The following is a 16694-nucleotide window of genomic DNA, read 5'->3' on the forward strand; positions in this document are numbered from 1 at the left end:
TAAATGCCAGATATGTTTTATATTTAAATAACTGTATTTAATAGCTATTTTAGGTAAGTAAATCGCCTGTTTGAGTGTAATTCAAAATGAGAATCAAATTGGCAGCGGTATGAGTCAAAGACTATTCACAGAGGCATGCGGAGTTTAAGTCGTTAGGTTACCGTAGCACGCCAAGATTTGTGGAATGACAGCTTGAGGGGAGTACTGTTCAATAATCGTGTTTCTAGCCTTTTGGCTCATGACGTTTTTTTCTTGATTAGAAAGGCCAAGCCATTCAATTAAGCATGTTTGCAGTTGTGTTTCGCTTTGTGCGATATAGCCGTTGGTTTGATGTTCAACCAACTGTGGGAGGTTGCCAACGTTTGTTGCAATAACAGGTATTCCACGCGCCATGGCTTCGAGCGCTGCCATGGGTAACCCTTCGTATCTGGATGGAATAACCAAAACATCAATAGTTTGCCATGCATTGGTCATGTTTGTTTGATGACCATGAAACGTGAGATTTTTCAAGTTACTGCTTTCTAACGCTTGTCTTTCCGGACCATCACCAAATAGATGAAAATGGTGATCAGGGTTAGCTTGAGCAAGCGTAACAAATCGGTCTGGTGCCTTTTCATGACTTAAGCGACCAACGAATCCAACGTGACAAGTCGAATCTTCAATCTGAGTTTCGTCAGAAACATTAGGGGAGAGATGTTCAGGAATCGCGATGAAATTGTTGAGTAGGGTGCTTTTCGAAGGGAGCTTTTGTTTAATTTTATCGCTTACCACCAGTGAATGATCCGAAATCACGCTCGTGTAGCGATCTAAAAAGTCATAGAACCACACTTTTCCAGTTGGAGTTTCGCCAGCGTGATAAGTTGATATTTGACGTGGCTTATCTGAACTACTCGTCGTTAACTTGGCCAGCTTAGCGACGATACTCGCTTTGTAACCATGAGCATGGATGTGTGATGGTTGGAATTGAGTAATAGCCAGTTTCAGCTGTGACAAGGCATTACCTTGACCTGGTGCGATGTCGCTGAGATGACAAAAAGGAAGTTTAAGTTGAGTCAAACGAGTGATGATAGGAGGAAGAGGCTGGAACTTGGTAAGCAGTATCACTCTTGCTTTACATTGATGCTCAATCAAGCCTGATGCTAACTCAATGACATGAGTTTCGATTCCTCCAAAGGTTTGGCTGTCGATTAACAGCCAAATCTCATGTGGCTCAGGGGTTACAACCTCCTGAGCCTGAACAGAATGGTTTTGGTTAAGCCCTTCAAGGTTAGGCTTGATTGTACTCATCTTCCGATTCCCAAGCCTGTTTCTTACGATAAACCGTAGAAGGGCTAAGCTCCAATAACACAGCTGCATTCAACACGTTGCCATCGCAATGATTAATCGCATGTTGAATGGCCTCACGTTCAATCTGCCACATTGGACGAATAGCCCCTTCCGTAGTTGTAAACGCAGGTGTCATCGGTTCGCTTTGCACTTGAGGTGCTGGTGTCTGTTCCAACTCTTCAGGTGTGATAGGTGGCAGTTTAGTTTCGGCTACAGGAGCAGGGGCGTTAACAGCTACTGGCGCTACGTTTCGTATCGGTGTGACACTCTTTGGTTTTGTGCTTTCTGCTTTATTAATTGGCGGAGGCAGCATCTCTTTGGTTACGCTCGTTTCATTGTTCAACACCACGATGTTACGAATGATGTTTTGCAATTGACGAACATTACCTGGCCACGTGTAACGTTTAAGAAGCGCTTGAGTCTCTTTGTCGATCGATTTGAATTTCTTCTTGTCTTGTTTCGCGTACAGCTTTAAGAAGTGATTGCATAGAGTGACAATGTCACCTCCTCGTTCACGAAGCGGTGGCATCTCGATAGGCACTACATGCACGCGGTAGTAGAGGTCTTCACGGAATCGACCTTCTTCCACTTCGACTAATGGATCTCGGTTTGTCGCACAGATGATTCTGACATCGACTTTAATTTCGCGGTTACCGCCCAGTGGCGTAAAGGTACCGGTTTGTAGGAATCTAAGAAGCTTTTTCTGCATCTCCAATTCCATTTCGCAAAGCTCATCGAGAAACAGTGTGCCACCGTGTGCTTGCATTGCTGCGCCTTTACGGTCTGTTGTCGCGCCGGTAAACGCACCTTTAACGTGGCCAAAGATCTCGCTTTCCATCAAGTCACGAGGAATCGCACCACAGTTAATGGCTACGAAAGGTTTATCGCCACGTTGGCTCTCTTGGTGAATGGCTTCAGCACATACTTCTTTACCTGTACCACTTTCACCATTGATGAATACACTAGCAGTAGTAGGGGCGACGGAATCAATGATCTTGTACACGGCTTGCATTGGTAAGCACGAACCAATGAAGTTATGAAAACGGTCACGATCGAATTTGCTTTGAATGTTGTCGACAAGGTTTTCTAGCTTGGCTCTACGTAGATGCAAACTCACAGACGTTTTTAAACGGTCGGCTTGAATGGGTTTTTCTAAAAAGTCTTCCGCACCGCGTTGAATGAGGTCTACGGCAATATTCACAGAGCCGTGCGCCGTTGCGATGATAACTGCCGTAGGAATATCGTTTTCGCTGATCCAATCCAAAACTTCTTCTCCCGGCATGTCGGGTAGTTTTAAATCTAGGATAACCAGCTGTGGAGAATGTCTTTCAATAAATGTTTTGGCTTCCGCACCTGTCTCGACATGAAATATGTCGTAGGGCTCGTCTTTAACGTACTGTTTGTACAGTACGGCGAGGGAGGTGGAGTCTTCAACTAACAATACTTTAGGGCGCATTGTGTATTCCTTTTGAAACTTTGTCCTAACCAATCAATAACATAGTGACATGTAACCATCAATACGATTCGAATGTAATTGTTATCTACCGCATGCAATCTCTTAATATCACTTTGTGTTGTGGGAGTGCGTTGTGCATAGATACATGAGCTGTGAGAAAACGATCAGCTGAATCCCACTTCTTTTCGTTCAAGTAGGGCTTTGATTGAGCGATCTGCAAGTTCGAGCAACTCATCAATTCGAAGAAACGCTTCGTCATGTTCCTGCTCTAAACATTGTTGCTCTAAAGCACGTGATAACTCGCCTAATGGACGGTTACCTAACGAAAGCGCAGTACTGCCGAGAGTATGTACCTCAAACTCGAGTGTTTGAGCGTCTCGATTGCTTGTTGCTTCTCTGATCGCCACTAAACGAGTTTGTGATTCCGCCACGTAATGGTCGATTAATATGGGGATGATGTCCGCACTGGTGTCCCGAATCATTTGCTCCAGAACGCTTTCATCAACAAGCTCGAGGTCTACTTGGTTAGTTACATTTTGAGGTGTGTCTGACGTTAAAGTCGAATTCATCAAACGAAGTCCTTTTGTTAAGTCGTAATCCAATACGTCTGCTTGAGCTTAATATCCATAGGTACTATTAAGTTTTAGTCATTTTCTAGAATAATTTCAACTGCTTGCCTTAAAAACTATCCCATTGAATCATGTTAAGGTGCGTTGTATAAGGCTCAAGCTATGGATGTAACGATCTGATTTCACGTGTTTTTACTTATGAAATATGAACTTAAGTGTCTAACAAACGATTCGCAAAGAGGAGCGGCCTTAGAAAAGGCTGAACAAAACAAAAGGCCACTGCATCAAATCAATACAGTGGCCTAGGTTAAGTTTGTAAGTAGTACCTTGTTAAGCTAAGAGGCTTTATCGATCTTTGGCTTTGGGGAAGGTTCTACATCTTCCTCGCTATTTTCAGAGAAGATATCCGCTACAGCACTTCTCTCAAGTTCACCTTTAAGGTTGCCTTCCTCATCGACAACAGGGAGCGAGTAGTCACAAGACATGGTGTCTGGCAGTACTTCTTCAATCACCGCATCAGGCAGAACCGCTGGCACTTCTTCATATATCTCATCGCTGAAGTCGTGCACCGTTGAATCTTCTACCGCATCTTGCAAGCTCTCTTTGGTCACAAGCCCTTGATAACCATCATCAGTTACGTGGTATGCGTAATCGTGTTTAAGCATCTTCATTTGCGCTAGCGCGCCTTCAATGGTTTCTGCTGTGATTCGGTATAAAGGGGGCTGCATCACGGTTTCTACAGTCAGGGCTCGAGCACGGTTAACGTCTTTTACGAACGCTTCGACGTAATCATCGGCAGGGTTCAACAGAATCTCATGTGGGGTACCTTGTTGTACTAACTCACCGTCTTTAAGGATTGCGATTCGGTCACCTAAACGTAGAGCTTCGTCCAAGTCATGGGTGATGAAAACAATCGTCTTATGAAGCTTTTCTTGAAGCTCGATAAGTTGATCTTGCATTTCACTACGAATCAAAGGATCGAGAGCCGAGAAAGCTTCATCCATCAGCAAGATTTCAGCGTTAGTACACAGAGCACGTGACAAGCCGACACGTTGTTGTTGACCGCCAGAAAGTTGGGCAGGGTACTGATTACCGTAGCCTTTCAGACCCACAGTCTCTAACCACTCGTTGGCTTTCGCTAAACGATCTTCTTTCTTGATTCCTTGAACTTCCAATCCGTATGCAACGTTTTCGACCACAGTTCGGTGAGGCATTAGGCCAAAGCGCTGGAATACCATCGACATTTTATGACGGCGGAACTCTTCCAGTTCTTTAGTGTTGAGGCTCATTACATCAATGCCTTCAACCGTGATTTTGCCTTCAGTTGGGTCAATCAAACGGTTGAAGTGTCGAATCAAAGTCGACTTACCAGAACCTGAAAGACCCATGATAACGAAGATTTCGCCACGATTGATTTCGAGGTTAATCTCTTTCAAACCAACGGTGTGGCCAGTATCTGCAAGAATCTCGTCTTTGTGTTCACCGTTCTTAACTCGGTTCACCACAGACTGCGGCTTAGGGCCAAACACTTTAAACAGGCCACTAATTTCGATTAATGGTTTAGTCATGTTTGAATCCTCCTAGGTGCGCATTGGTTCTTCGCGCATAAGCCTGTGAAGCTCGGTCAAATAGAATCGCAAGTGCCACGATGGCAAAACCGTTCATTAAGCCCAAAGTGAAGTATTGGTTGGTAATGGATTTAAGAACCGGTTGGCCTAAGCCTTTAACACCAATCATAGACGCAATAACCACCATCGACAGTGCCATCATGATAGTTTGGTTGATGCCCGCCATAATCGTTGGCATGGCTAGCGGTAATTGAACACCCCACAAACGCTGTTTCTTGCTCGCGCCAAATGCGGTCGCCGCTTCTAACACTTCTTTATCAACCAAGCGGATGCCTAGGTTAGTTAGGCGAATAACAGGAGGGATTGCGTAGATAACTACAGCGATTAGACCTGGGATTTTGCCGATACCAAGTAGCATAACCACTGGGATGAGGTAAACGAATGCAGGCATGGTCTGCATAATATCGAGTAACGGTGTCACGACGGATTGCACACGATTAGAACGTGCCATCGCAATACCAATCGGGATACCGAGGAAAATCGAGACTAGGGTACACACAGTGATGATACTGAGTGTCCGCATTGTATCTTCCCACATTCCAAAGTAACCAATGAGAAGCAGTGAAACGACACAACCTAATGCGAGTTTCCATGATCGGCTCGCGGCGTACACCAAAGCAGTACACACACCAAGAACGATCAGCCATGGAGTAGAAATGAGGAGTTTTTCAAACCAAACAAGGAAAGAGAGAAGAGGGTCAAATAATGACTCAATCGTTTCGCCGTATTCACGGGAAAATTCGCGGTAAGCACCATCTAGCGCTTTTTTTATTGCTCGTAAATCAGAGCGTTCCATCTCTGGAAAGCTTGATAACCAATTGCTGTCGGCCATTTTATATCCTTATAGTTCGGAGTAACTTGTCCTTCCATTCGTTGAATATGAGTAAGAACAAGGCTCCGAATTATGAATAACATCAAGTATAGCGACGTTATTTCCGTTTTAGTGAAGTCTAGTTTTTGCTGAAATATAGCTAGTTTTAAAATCTAGCAGTTACAGCTCAGCTTCAATTTTCTTAGCGACTTCGTCTGAAACCCATGGGTGCCATACTTCTGGGAACTCGCTTAAGAAATGTATACTCGCTTCTTCACCATCGGCTTGGTTGTCTTCCATCCAAGCAAGAAGTGCGTTCATTTTATCGTTGGTGAAACCACGTTTTGTAAAGTAGTCATACGCTTCCGGTGCGCGTGACGCAAAACTTTCAGTGGTAATAGTGTGGACAGGTGAAGGCGGGTACATGGTCGCTTTTGGTGATTCACAGCCTTCTTGAGTCGTACAGTTGATGAACTCTTCTTTATCAACGCCACTGCCAAAGTCGACTTTCACCATGTCGTACTTACCAAGAACCGCAGTCGGTGCCCAGTAGTAACCAAACCAAGCTTCTTCACGTTCGTAAGCTTTCGCGATAGAACCAGATAAACCGGCACTCGAGCCTGGGTCAACAATAGTAAAGCCACTGTCTTCTAGGTTAAGTGCGTCAAACAAGTTAGCGGCACTGATTTGACAGTTCCAACCTGCTGGGCAGCTGTAAAATGCGGATGTATCTGGGTCTTCAGGGTGCTTAAACAAAGATGCGTTTTTACGTACACCTTCAATGGTTGCCATTTCTGGGTTTTGTTTAACGAGGTAGGCTGGAACCCAGAAACCTTCTTCACCACCATTCACAAGTGCTTTACCTGCGTAGCGAAGACGTTTTTCTTCAACACCTTTATCAAGGGCATCTTTCAGGCTGTTACTCCAAAGTTCTGGTGCAACATCCGGTTGGCCTTTCTCAATCATCGACGTGCCAGTTGGCATTGTGTCGCCAGGGATAAGTTCAGCATCACAACCGTATCCGTGTTCTAGGATAAATTGGTCAATGTTGGCGATTAAAGTTGCAGAGTTCCAGTTCATGTCTGCGATTGTTACGCTGCCACATTCTCCAGCGTTAGCATGACCACTGGCTGCTGCAACTAACAAAAATACGGAGCTTAACTTGTATTTCATATTGAGTTTCCTTTCTCTTTAATAATACAACCAAGCTAATCAAGGTCTGTTGACTAACTAAATTGCTCGATGGTGATCCTTTCCGTGTATTTGAACCATTTGAGCAGAAGGAGGGATGGCGGGAGTATGAGTAGGTAAACCAACAAAGCATAAAGTGTGATTTGCTTGATTTATCCACTGTGTTTCACAGCCATCGGATAACTTTGTCAAACTATTACAAATTCGTCAAAAACCACCTCTATTTATAATCTTAGGGAATAATCGTACGAATTCCATCTTTGATGCGATTTACATGGCGCTTTAACAGTCTGTGTCACATTACCGTGAAAGTTAGGCTAGGGGCTGTTGATCTTTGAGTGGAATTGAAGGTGGTAAGACCATAATTGGCGTGTGTGAAATGCGTTGAATGTTCTTAAAAATCTTATTTTTAGCATTAATTTCGTCAAAAATAACAAACTAAGATTTATTCAGACACAGCGGGAATTGCTTCTAAAGCCAACCAGAGTGGAGGCTGTCACTTTTAAAATGAGGCGCCATACCCTATAGGAGATGCTACATAGGTAGATTCAAAAACTCATTTTGATAAAGCTTGTTGGCTAAGCGGTCACGAAGTTTAGACGGCAGAAACTTCATTCGATTAATTTGTCGAATCAGTTCTTGGGCGAAGCTTGGATTACTCTTCATGTTCATTACGCAACCCATCAGTGAAATGCTTTGTGCATCGAGAAGCTTCTTAGCTTGCTCTAGGTGATGACTCGACGTTTCACCATAAGCAACGACAAGTAACGCACAATCACACGCGCTTGCAACAGATTGAGCAGGAATATTGCCTTTGTTGATATTAAGTAATGGCGACGTATCGATGACCACACGATCGTATTTGCTTAACCACTGAGTCACGGCTTTTTTAAGCGTCGCTGGATCTTTGTAAGCTAACTGAGTTGATGCAACTTGTGGAGCAGGGACACCAATAAACGTTCGTTGAGATTCTACGTGCTCAATAAGCTGCGCTGTGTGTTCTTCTTCAAGCATGTGCAAGTTCTTAAACGCAGAGTTGAATAGGTTAAGGTCAACATACAAGGTAGAGTGACCCGCTAACAAGAAGCGCTCGGCCAATGCTGTTGCGATAGATGTTACGCCGTCACCTGAATGGCAAGCCGTCACACAGATTGAGCGTTGTCCATTCAATTCAGAAGCTAAGTACAGTTGTTCAACTTCGGCATGCGTTGCTGAAATAGTCATTATAACGCTCCTATTAACACGATCGTGGTGGTAATACGTAGGATGTCATCTAAGCCAACACGAGCTTTCTCAATAAAGCTTTCACGACGGTCTGGAATGTAAATCGTATCACCTGCACGTAACACTGGTAGGTTGTAGATGTTCGCCGTTTTACTGAACTCAACAAGGTCAAAGGTACGAGCTTGGCCTTGACAACAAGACATGTTCACAATGGTAATCTTCTCTACGTAAGCATTGTCAGTAGGGCCAGCCGCTTCTGCCAAGATATCTAAGATGGTCATGTTGTCGTTAAACACGTAACGACCCGGGTTGTTGATTGCACCCAGTACTCGAACCGTTTCTTCTTTGGGTGTATCTAACCAGTTTTTGCCTTTCTCAGGAATATAGATAGTGTCGCCAGTGGTAACGTTTGGCAATAACGATTCATCACCTGTTTCGAAGTACAGTGATAGGTTTAACTTACTGACTTGGGAGTAGGTTTTATCACGGTGAGTCACACGTACATTGTGTATGTCGGCATCTTTGGTTGGGCCATCGGCTGCTGACAAAATATCAAGGAAGTGCATATCTTTGGTGAAGCGGTAACGACCAGGTGCATTCACTTGTCCGAAGATGTAGATTGACGCATCTGAGCTTTGACGAACCCATTGTGATTTATTGTCTGAAGGATCTTGTGGTAAGTCGTGAACACGCACAATAGAACCCGCGCGAATCTGAGGCATTTGGTCTCTTGGCGCACCATTACGGATAAAATCATCTAGGTTAAACACAACTAGCTTTCTACCGGTCACAACTTCAATTTTTGATGTGTCAGCACGTAGCGTAGGGCCACCAACGTGAGCGAGTAATCCCATGAAGTTCATTTCATCTGACCATTCAATACGACCAGGTCGGTTTACCTCACCAATAACATTAACCGCTCTGTCTGGGGTAATCTTCAACCAAGATTTCTCATTCATGTCAGTTTTTTCAGGAACAAAAATCGCATCGCCAGCTTTAATACTCGGTGGGTTAGAGTTAGGTAGGCCTTCTGTATAAGCCGCTAAGTCAAACTTAAGCACTCTGCCATCCGCTTTGATTACTCGGATTTGTCGTGACTCCGCAAAACGAGTTGGGCCGCCTGCATTCGCAAGGATATCCATAAAGGTCGCATCGCGTTTGCCTTCGAAAGCGCCGGGAGCAGCAACTTCACCCATTACGTAAACCATGTTCGCACCCGATTTAATCTCTTCTTCTTGTTTCGGAACAAAAATGGTCGAGCCGGGTTGCAGAGTTGGCAACAAGCTTTCATCGCCAGAATCTAGGTAGCGCTTAAGGTTGAACAGAGTGGGTGTGTTGTTCGAAATGACGCGAATTTGCTCGACGCTGGCATAACGGGTTACGCCGCCAGATCGCATCAGAACGTCAACTAGATCAGTGTTCTCTTTATAGGTAAATGAGCCGGGCGCGTTTACTTCACCAAACACCTTGATGGCGTTGCGAGAATCGGCACTGTCACCTGAGTTAGCAAGCTTTGCTGCATCAAACTCTTGCTCGATGTTGCCTACTAGTGGAGACGCTGGAACAAACAGAGAGTCTAACGATTGCAATGTCGGTAGGTTAGCTTCGTCACCGGAATCTAGAAAACGTTTGTAGTTGAACTCTTTTTTGTCGGCACCACGTTTTAAGATCAGCTTGTCGAGTTGTGCGCCCGGACGCAAACCGCCAGCCGCATACAGCGCCATTTGGATACTAGAACCCAATGCAAGAGTGTACTCGCCCGGTTGTTCTACATAGCCTTGAACATAAATGATGATTTGCTGTTCTTTCACATATACAGATGCATTCGACAGATCTTTATAAGCGGTAGACAGAGCCTCTAGGACAACTTTGTTCAACTGCTCAGTGTCGTAACCTGCAACGAATACTGTTCCCACTTCTGGAAGGGTGATACGTCCACGCTTATCGACTTGAAAGCCTGTGTTTAGGCTGCTTTCGCCAGGAACATTAACTTGGATCAGGTCACCAACTTGCACAGCGTCTGAAAACTCGTCATTAGCTTGAACAAAACTCGCAAAGAAAAGAGAGAATGTGATGAACAATGTGATCAGTGTTTTCATAGTGCACCTCCCATCTTCGCCGCGTTCTTAGGCGAGATAATTTCAATGCTCACTCGGCGGTTGGTTAGTAGAGTACCTGCGGTTTCACCCTCGAAAAGCGGTACCGTTTCACCCACAGACACTGCCTTGATTCGTTGTGGGCTAAGACCAAAGATGGTTAGGTAACGTTCGACCTGCTTTGCTCGCCCAAGTGCTAGTTTATCGTTGTACTCTTCAGTGCCTGTCGCATCTGCGTGTCCGGTTACAATTAAGTCTAACGATTTGTTTTCTTTTAGAATGTAAGATGCTTCCGCCAGTTTTCCCATGTACTTAGGATTGACTTCGGTAGAGTCTTGCGCGAATTGATTATCAACATTTAACAGGTCATACAGTTGTTCAATCACAGACAACTGCATACGGAATTTGTTTTCATTTTTAGGCGGTTCGCAGCGCGCTTGGGATGTGACGTAGTCGAGTTGGACTTCAAGTTCGTTAAGGCGTTTTCTTTGGATAACAAGGTCGTTGGCGGCATCCAGTAACAGACCACCTTGTAGCTCACGAGCAATACGATTTTGCTTTTCTATGGCTTGAACAACGGCAGCAGGGAAGCACCAGCGCGCACCTTCTTGGATTAAGGCATCTAAATGTAGCTTTGCCAGTTGCCAATCAAAACGCAGTCCGTGTTCAGGACCAAGCGGCTCATCGGGCATGACAGGAGAGAAGTCAGAGTTCTGATAGTTAATCGAGTCATAACTTTCTGCCAAACCTCCGGTGCCTTGTTCTGGGTAACTTGTGCAACCCAGAACTAGGACAGACAGAGAAAGGGCTATGTAGTTTTTAAGTTTTTTCATGCCAACGTCCTTTGTTTTTTCTTTTTATTATTATTTTTAGTTACTTCTAGCTTAGTGGATCTTCATGAATTGGTAGGATTTTTTGAGTTAACAGGGATAGCGTGACCAATACGCAGTAGATTCATAATTTCTAGTGGCTGACCTGATACGTTTTCCAAGCGCATATTTCTTTCACGTTCAGTTAGGCGTTTGAACATATAAACAATCGCGCCTACACCTGAAGAGTCCAAAAACTGCACTTCACTGAAATCGACTTCAATCTCTTGGTGACCATCATTTGAAATCACATCGTCAATGTCTGTCTGTGCATCGCGGCTACCCGCTGCGTCTAAATCTCCGAAAATAGAAAGAGTCAGCGTTGTTGTGTTTAGGTCAATTTTACGTAATTCCATAATGATATCTCCTTGAATGCATGAGTTTAGAATTGCACTGAATGTGCCAACTTTTATATTGTTTATTTTCAATGAGTTAGAGTTTTTCTGTGGGTGGGTGTCATATTGAGAAACGCCACTTCTCAATATGAGAAGTAAAAATGAATGAATTTTTGAGAGTTACAATTGATTGATATTGCGAATGAAACGTTAAGTTAAATAAGACTGAAGATTGGATCGCATCTCTAAGGAAATCTCACGTACCGCAATTCGAGACCACATAGGATAAAAATACTTGAAGGAAAAAGTACTCGAGATAAAGAGTAAATCGAGACAGTGAACGAATAGGGAGTAGATGATGAGATTAACCAAATTGGCGGTCGCAACACTCTGGGCATTTTCATTGCCATCTCACTCATCTTATTTACCACCTGAACAGTTAGTATTAGCCAATACCTATAAACAAGGAATAGATGTCTCTGAGTATTGGACGAGTGAGAAACTCGATGGTATTCGAGCCTTATGGGATGGAAAGCATCTTTATACAAGAAATGGTAATCGAATTTACGCACCAAAGTGGTTTACAGAGAGCTTGCCACAAGTGCACTTAGAGGGAGAGCTGTGGGCTGGACGAGGGAAATTCCATCTTGTTCAATCTACTGTGTTAGATCACACACCTAGCGATAACGCTTGGCGACAGATCGACTTCATGCTCTTCGATATGCCAGGTGCAGCCGGAGATTACCAAAAGCGTTATTACAACATATTGCATTGGGTGAGCGTAATCGATGAGTCACACGTCGGTTATGTTGAACATTCACCCATAAAGAATGAAGAAGCGTTGTTTCACCAACTAGACAACGTAGATGAGCGACACGGCGAGGGTTTGATGCTTCGCAAGATCACTAGCCGTTATCAAGCAGGTCGCAGCAATGACTTATTAAAACTCAAAAGACACCATGATGCTGAAGCCACTGTGATTGGTTATAAAACAGGGACGGGCAAACACAAAGGAATGATGGGCTCAATCTTAGTTCACAACGAGCAGGGCGTTGAGTTTTACATTGGCAGCGGGTTTACTGACAAAATGAGATTGTCGCCACCCGAGATTGGTAGTCGTATTACTTTTCGCTACAACGGCCTCACTCAAAACGGAAAGCCAAAGTTCGCAAGGTTTGTCAGAGAGAAGAGTGATTATTGAGTCGTTTAGTCATCCGATTTTAATCATTTAGAAAGTAAAAGAGCCCTGAAAATCAGAGCTCTTTTTTGTTTTATGTCTTAACGGGTTACACGAATGCTAGTTATGACAATTGTTTCTGGCTAGATTATCGAGAACTGAATTCCAGTTGTACTTCATCACTTTGTTTATGCATCCAATGAAGGCGCATACCAAGCATGGTCGCCGCTGAAGATAAACCAATAATGAAGCCAACCCAGAAACCATGTGCTCCCATAGGCTCAACAATCCAATCTGTCATTCCTAAGATGTAGCCGATAGGAAGACCAAGCAACCAGTAAGCCACAAAGGTAATATTAAAGATCGAACGCATATCTTTGTAGCCACGCAAAGCACCTGCAGCGATAACTTGAATGGCGTCGGTACATTGATAAACCGCTGCGAACAACAGTAATTGCATTGCAACGGTAATTACCGCGGTATTCTCTGTGTACAGTAATGAAACCTGCTCTCTGAAAATTGCCGTCAATGCTGCCGTCATTAATGCAGTCACTAAACCAACAATGATACCCACGTGTGTCGCGATCTTCGCACCTTCGGTATTATTTTCACCTAGCTTATGGCCAACACGAATACTCACGGCGGCACCAATACTCATTGGAATCATGAAGACCAGTGAAGAGAAGTTGATCGCGACTTGGTGCGCGGCAACAATCAATGAGCCAAGTGGGGCTACCAACAAGGAAACAACCGCAAACAAGGTTACCTCGAAGAAGATTGCGGCTGCGACAGGGAAGCCAAGTCTAAACAGACGAATTTGAGCTTTAAGTTGCGGCTTATGGAACGTACCGAAGATGTTGATTTTCGCTAAACGTTTTGAAGTTAAAACGTAAGCAAACAGCAGTGCAAACATCACCCAGTACACGATAGCCGTTGCAACGCCACAGCCAACACCACCCAATGCAGGAGCACCAAGCTTTCCGTATACGAACATCCAGTTAAGCGGGATGTTTAATAGCAAGCCAATAAAACCAATCACCATTGCAGGCTTAGTTAGAGACATACCATCGGTAAAGCTTCTCAAGGTTTGGAACAACAAGAAAGCGGGTACAGCAAACATCACCGCATTCATATAACCGATGGTTTTTTCTGCCATGAGTTGTTCAATGTCCATCCACTCCAATATCAATTGTGTCTGAAAAAGTACGCCAATGATTGGAAGGGAGATGACGAGCGCTAAAAATGCGCCTTGTTGAATTTCGAATGGAATTTTTACTTGTCGACCAGAACCATTCAGTTGTGCAACGACAGGAACCAACGCCATCAATAGACCAACACCAAATAAGATTGATGGTAGCCAGATACTTGCTGCAATCGAAACCGCCGCCATATCGATAGCACTTACGCCACCGGCCATTACGGTATCAACAAAACCCATTCCAGTTTGTGCAACGGATGCGATCAATACTGGGGTCGCAAGTTTGATTAGATTCGAGGATTCTTCTTTGTAACGATGCACAAACAACTCCAAATAAGAGAGAAAATTAGAATAATAGTGTAGGAAAGGACATTCTGAAGGAATCAGAGACAATGATCTTAAGCTTCCACTGGACGAATCATAAAGAAATGTCACAATAACTGCTATGAAAAACTGTTATTAGGGCGTGTTGATCTTTCGAGCTGATTTTTGCAGCGAGTTGCTGGGTGTTTGTCGATGTGTAGCTAGCCTACATGAGAAGCCGATAACGTAGTAAAAATGACCAGCAAACGCTGCCCGAAGGGTTCGAGCTGGGCGCCCCCGCAAAAAGCGTTTTACTCTTTGTTGAGGGAGATTTACTTAGAATGACTAGGCTACTTCCCCCTCGCCGCGATTAAAACGCTTTTGACTGGGCGTCCCCATCCGAACAAAATTTAACCACGAAAGGTCAACACGCCCTAGAATGCTAAATAGGAATCTTATGTTTACAGGTATCGTTCAAGGCATGGCAACACTGGTTGCTATCAACAAAAAAGAGTCGTTTCAAACTCATACCATTGAGCTAAGTGACGAAATGGCTGAAGGATTAGCCATTGGAGCTTCAGTAGCTCATAACGGTTGTTGCTTAACGGTAACGGAAATTTCAGGTAACCAGATTGCTTTTGATTTAATGCAAGCGACATTGCGATTGACGAACTTAGGCCAGCTGAATGTTGGTGATAAAGTGAATGTTGAGCGTGCAGCAAAGTTTGGTGACGAAATTGGCGGCCATAGCATGTCTGGCCATATTACTCTGATGGCTGACCTAGTTGATGTGATTAAGACTGAGAACAACCGTACACTTTGGTTCGAACTGCCAGAAGAATCGATGAAGTACGTGTTGAGCAAGGGCTATATTGGCGTTGATGGTTGTTCATTGACGATAGGTGAAGTGGAAGAGAACCGTTTCTCTGTCCATCTAATTCCAGAAACGCTGAATCGTACTCTGTTTGGCGGCCGTGAAGTCGGTGACCAAGTAAACATCGAGTTCGACCCACAAACTCAAGCTATCGTTGATACGGTAGAGCGTGTATTAGCGAGCCAGAAATAGCCAGTAAGCGCATTGAATCGGTGGCGATAAAATCATATCGATGACCAAATTAAAAAAGAGCACATGAGGTGCTCTTTTTTGATCTTGGTTTAAACGAGAAACTGATTGTCAAAATACTTGTTCATCATCGGCATCAATCGAAAGGTTGATTCTGTCTCTTACCTCGTCGACCTGCATATCCAAATGAATGGCATTGCAACACGCTGGACAATCATCATAGAAGTCTTGGCTACCATTAGATGCATCAAGCGTGATGTTGATACCGTGTCCACAATGCGGACAGGAGACATGTTTCTCTGTGTATTTATGCATGGCAAATTCTCCTCACTGTAACTGATACCAATCGTATTCGGTTATAAACAGCTGTAATTGGTATTAAACTGCTTGAATCTTCTGAATACACGCTTCGGTTTGTGCCAAGTAATGACCGCCAAATTGATTACAGTGATTGAGAAGATGGTACAAGTTATAAATATCTTTTCGATCAGTATAGCCAACGTCGAGCGGCATGACGCTTTGGTAACCTTCATAAAACTCTTTAGGGAAGCCTTCGAACAATTCGGTTAACGCCAAATCACACTCATGGTCACCCCAGTAACAAGCCGGGTCGTAACAAATTGGGCCAAACGCAGAGTTCGCGACATTGCCATTCCAAAGATCGCCGTGAAGCAAAGAAGGGCGGGGGTTGTGGCCTGCAAGTCGCATATTCACCACATCGACAATATCGTCGATGTCACCAAACTCAATGCCTTTCTCTTTTAACAATTGAAGTTGGAAACCGATGCGTTGCTCTGAGAAAAAGCGTCCCCATTTTTTATGCCACGGATTAGGCTGAAGGGTACTGCCGATGTAGTTGTCTTGATCGCAACCAAACTCTTTTTGCTCTCCCCACTGATGAAGCTGAGCGAGTTGAACACCAAAATCGAAACTGTTGTTACCTGTTTCTAGTGGTTTGGTTGGTAAGTAATTGAGGATAATGAACGAGCACTCTTTGGTTTTCCCAATAAGAACCAACTCGGGCACATACACGGTGGAAGTATTTCTTAATAAACGCAGGTTCTCAGCTTCAATTTCAAACTTGGGTAGAAATTCACGCTGATTCACTTTAACAAAGTAACGTTCATTACCATCACTGATCATATAGCAATCGTTAATGTCACCACCAGAGACCTTCGTACGTTCAGTAATTTGAAAGTTGAACAAAAGCGTATCTGAAAGCTGTTGAGAAATGGCCTGCCACATAGGAAATCCTCACAGAACTGTTGATTTGAAATACTATCGTTTAATAGCAATAGTTTAGGATAAATCTGAGTAATTTATAGACGTACTGGTCAATGTTCTCAGCTCTAATTCATATCAATATGAATCAATTGGTGGATTTGTGAACTCGCACTGTTTCAATGCCTTTGATTAATCGACAAAAAATGCAGAGTGGCAATGAGTTT

The 16694-nt window shown here is 43.9% G+C and carries 15 protein-coding genes; 2 read left to right on the forward strand and 13 right to left on the reverse strand.

Annotated elements, in window-relative coordinates:
• Positions 1-144 precede the first annotated feature (144 nt).
• The 10 genes from L1D37_RS20555 to L1D37_RS20600 all read right to left on the reverse strand — a co-directional run bounded on the left by L1D37_RS20555 (position 145) and on the right by L1D37_RS20600 (position 11526).
• Complete coding sequence (locus tag L1D37_RS20555) at positions 145-1287, reverse strand: glycosyltransferase family 4 protein (RefSeq protein ID WP_239849012.1); 1143 nt, start codon at positions 1285-1287, stop codon at positions 145-147.
• Complete coding sequence (locus tag L1D37_RS20560) at positions 1268-2782, reverse strand: sigma-54 dependent transcriptional regulator (protein WP_239849013.1); 1515 nt, start codon at positions 2780-2782, stop codon at positions 1268-1270. The genes L1D37_RS20555 and L1D37_RS20560 overlap by 20 nt, the downstream gene beginning before the upstream one ends.
• A 164-nt stretch (positions 2783-2946) precedes the next feature.
• Complete coding sequence (locus L1D37_RS20565; RefSeq protein ID WP_239849014.1) at positions 2947-3351, reverse strand: Hpt domain-containing protein; 405 nt, start codon at positions 3349-3351, stop codon at positions 2947-2949.
• 335 nt (positions 3352-3686) lie between these two features.
• On the reverse strand, positions 3687-4919 hold the full coding sequence (locus L1D37_RS20570; RefSeq protein ID WP_239849015.1) for a glycine betaine/L-proline ABC transporter ATP-binding protein: 1233 nt from the start codon (positions 4917-4919) through the stop codon (positions 3687-3689).
• Positions 4912-5811, reverse strand: coding sequence for a proline/glycine betaine ABC transporter permease (locus L1D37_RS20575; RefSeq protein WP_048658707.1), 900 nt, complete (start codon positions 5809-5811; stop codon positions 4912-4914). The genes L1D37_RS20570 and L1D37_RS20575 overlap by 8 nt, the downstream gene beginning before the upstream one ends.
• Before the next feature lie 159 nt (positions 5812-5970).
• Positions 5971-6963 (reverse strand): ABC transporter substrate-binding protein, encoded by a 993-nt coding sequence (locus L1D37_RS20580; RefSeq protein ID WP_048658708.1) that lies wholly within the window; start codon positions 6961-6963, stop codon positions 5971-5973.
• Between the two features lie 552 nt (positions 6964-7515).
• Positions 7516-8205, reverse strand: a complete 690-nt coding sequence (locus tag L1D37_RS20585) for a tyrosine-protein kinase family protein (RefSeq protein ID WP_048658709.1) — start codon at positions 8203-8205, stop codon at positions 7516-7518.
• A complete protein-coding gene (locus tag L1D37_RS20590; RefSeq protein ID WP_239849016.1) occupies positions 8205-10304 on the reverse strand; it encodes an SLBB domain-containing protein in 2100 nt (699 codons plus the stop codon). Before L1D37_RS20590 ends, L1D37_RS20585 begins: the two co-directional genes overlap by 1 nt.
• Positions 10301-11134 (reverse strand): OmpA family protein, encoded by an 834-nt coding sequence (locus tag L1D37_RS20595; protein WP_239849017.1) that lies wholly within the window; start codon positions 11132-11134, stop codon positions 10301-10303. Before L1D37_RS20595 ends, L1D37_RS20590 begins: the two co-directional genes overlap by 4 nt.
• 62 nt (positions 11135-11196) lie before the next feature.
• Positions 11197-11526 (reverse strand): STAS domain-containing protein, encoded by a 330-nt coding sequence (locus L1D37_RS20600; RefSeq protein ID WP_019823092.1) that lies wholly within the window; start codon positions 11524-11526, stop codon positions 11197-11199.
• Between the two features lie 334 nt (positions 11527-11860).
• Between L1D37_RS20600 and L1D37_RS20605 the strand changes: the two genes are divergently transcribed.
• Positions 11861-12706 (forward strand): DNA ligase, encoded by an 846-nt coding sequence (locus L1D37_RS20605; RefSeq protein WP_345779451.1) that lies wholly within the window; start codon positions 11861-11863, stop codon positions 12704-12706.
• 124 nt (positions 12707-12830) lie between these two features.
• Here L1D37_RS20605 and L1D37_RS20610 read toward each other — a convergent pair whose 3' ends face one another.
• Complete coding sequence (locus L1D37_RS20610; RefSeq protein WP_176681209.1) at positions 12831-14201, reverse strand: MATE family efflux transporter; 1371 nt, start codon at positions 14199-14201, stop codon at positions 12831-12833.
• Positions 14202-14640: 439 nt separating this feature from the next.
• On the opposite strand from L1D37_RS20610, the gene L1D37_RS20615 reads away from it, so the two are divergent.
• Positions 14641-15249 carry a riboflavin synthase subunit alpha gene (locus L1D37_RS20615; protein WP_239849019.1) on the forward strand — a complete coding sequence of 203 codons (609 nt, stop codon included), beginning with the start codon at positions 14641-14643 and terminating at the stop codon, positions 15247-15249.
• Positions 15250-15357: 108 nt separating this feature from the next.
• Here the strand turns inward: L1D37_RS20615 and L1D37_RS20620 are convergent, their stop codons facing one another.
• Together L1D37_RS20620 and L1D37_RS20625 are read right to left on the reverse strand one after the other, a co-directional pair.
• Positions 15358-15561 (reverse strand): CPXCG motif-containing cysteine-rich protein, encoded by a 204-nt coding sequence (locus tag L1D37_RS20620; RefSeq protein ID WP_017059600.1) that lies wholly within the window; start codon positions 15559-15561, stop codon positions 15358-15360.
• Positions 15562-15624: 63 nt separating this feature from the next.
• Positions 15625-16491, reverse strand: a complete 867-nt coding sequence (locus L1D37_RS20625; protein WP_132761904.1) for a fructosamine kinase family protein — start codon at positions 16489-16491, stop codon at positions 15625-15627.
• Between the last annotated feature and the right edge of the window lie 203 nt (positions 16492-16694).

It is taken from the genome of Vibrio sp. Isolate33, from assembly GCF_022397895.1.
Taxonomy (GTDB): domain Bacteria; phylum Pseudomonadota; class Gammaproteobacteria; order Enterobacterales; family Vibrionaceae; genus Vibrio; species Vibrio pomeroyi.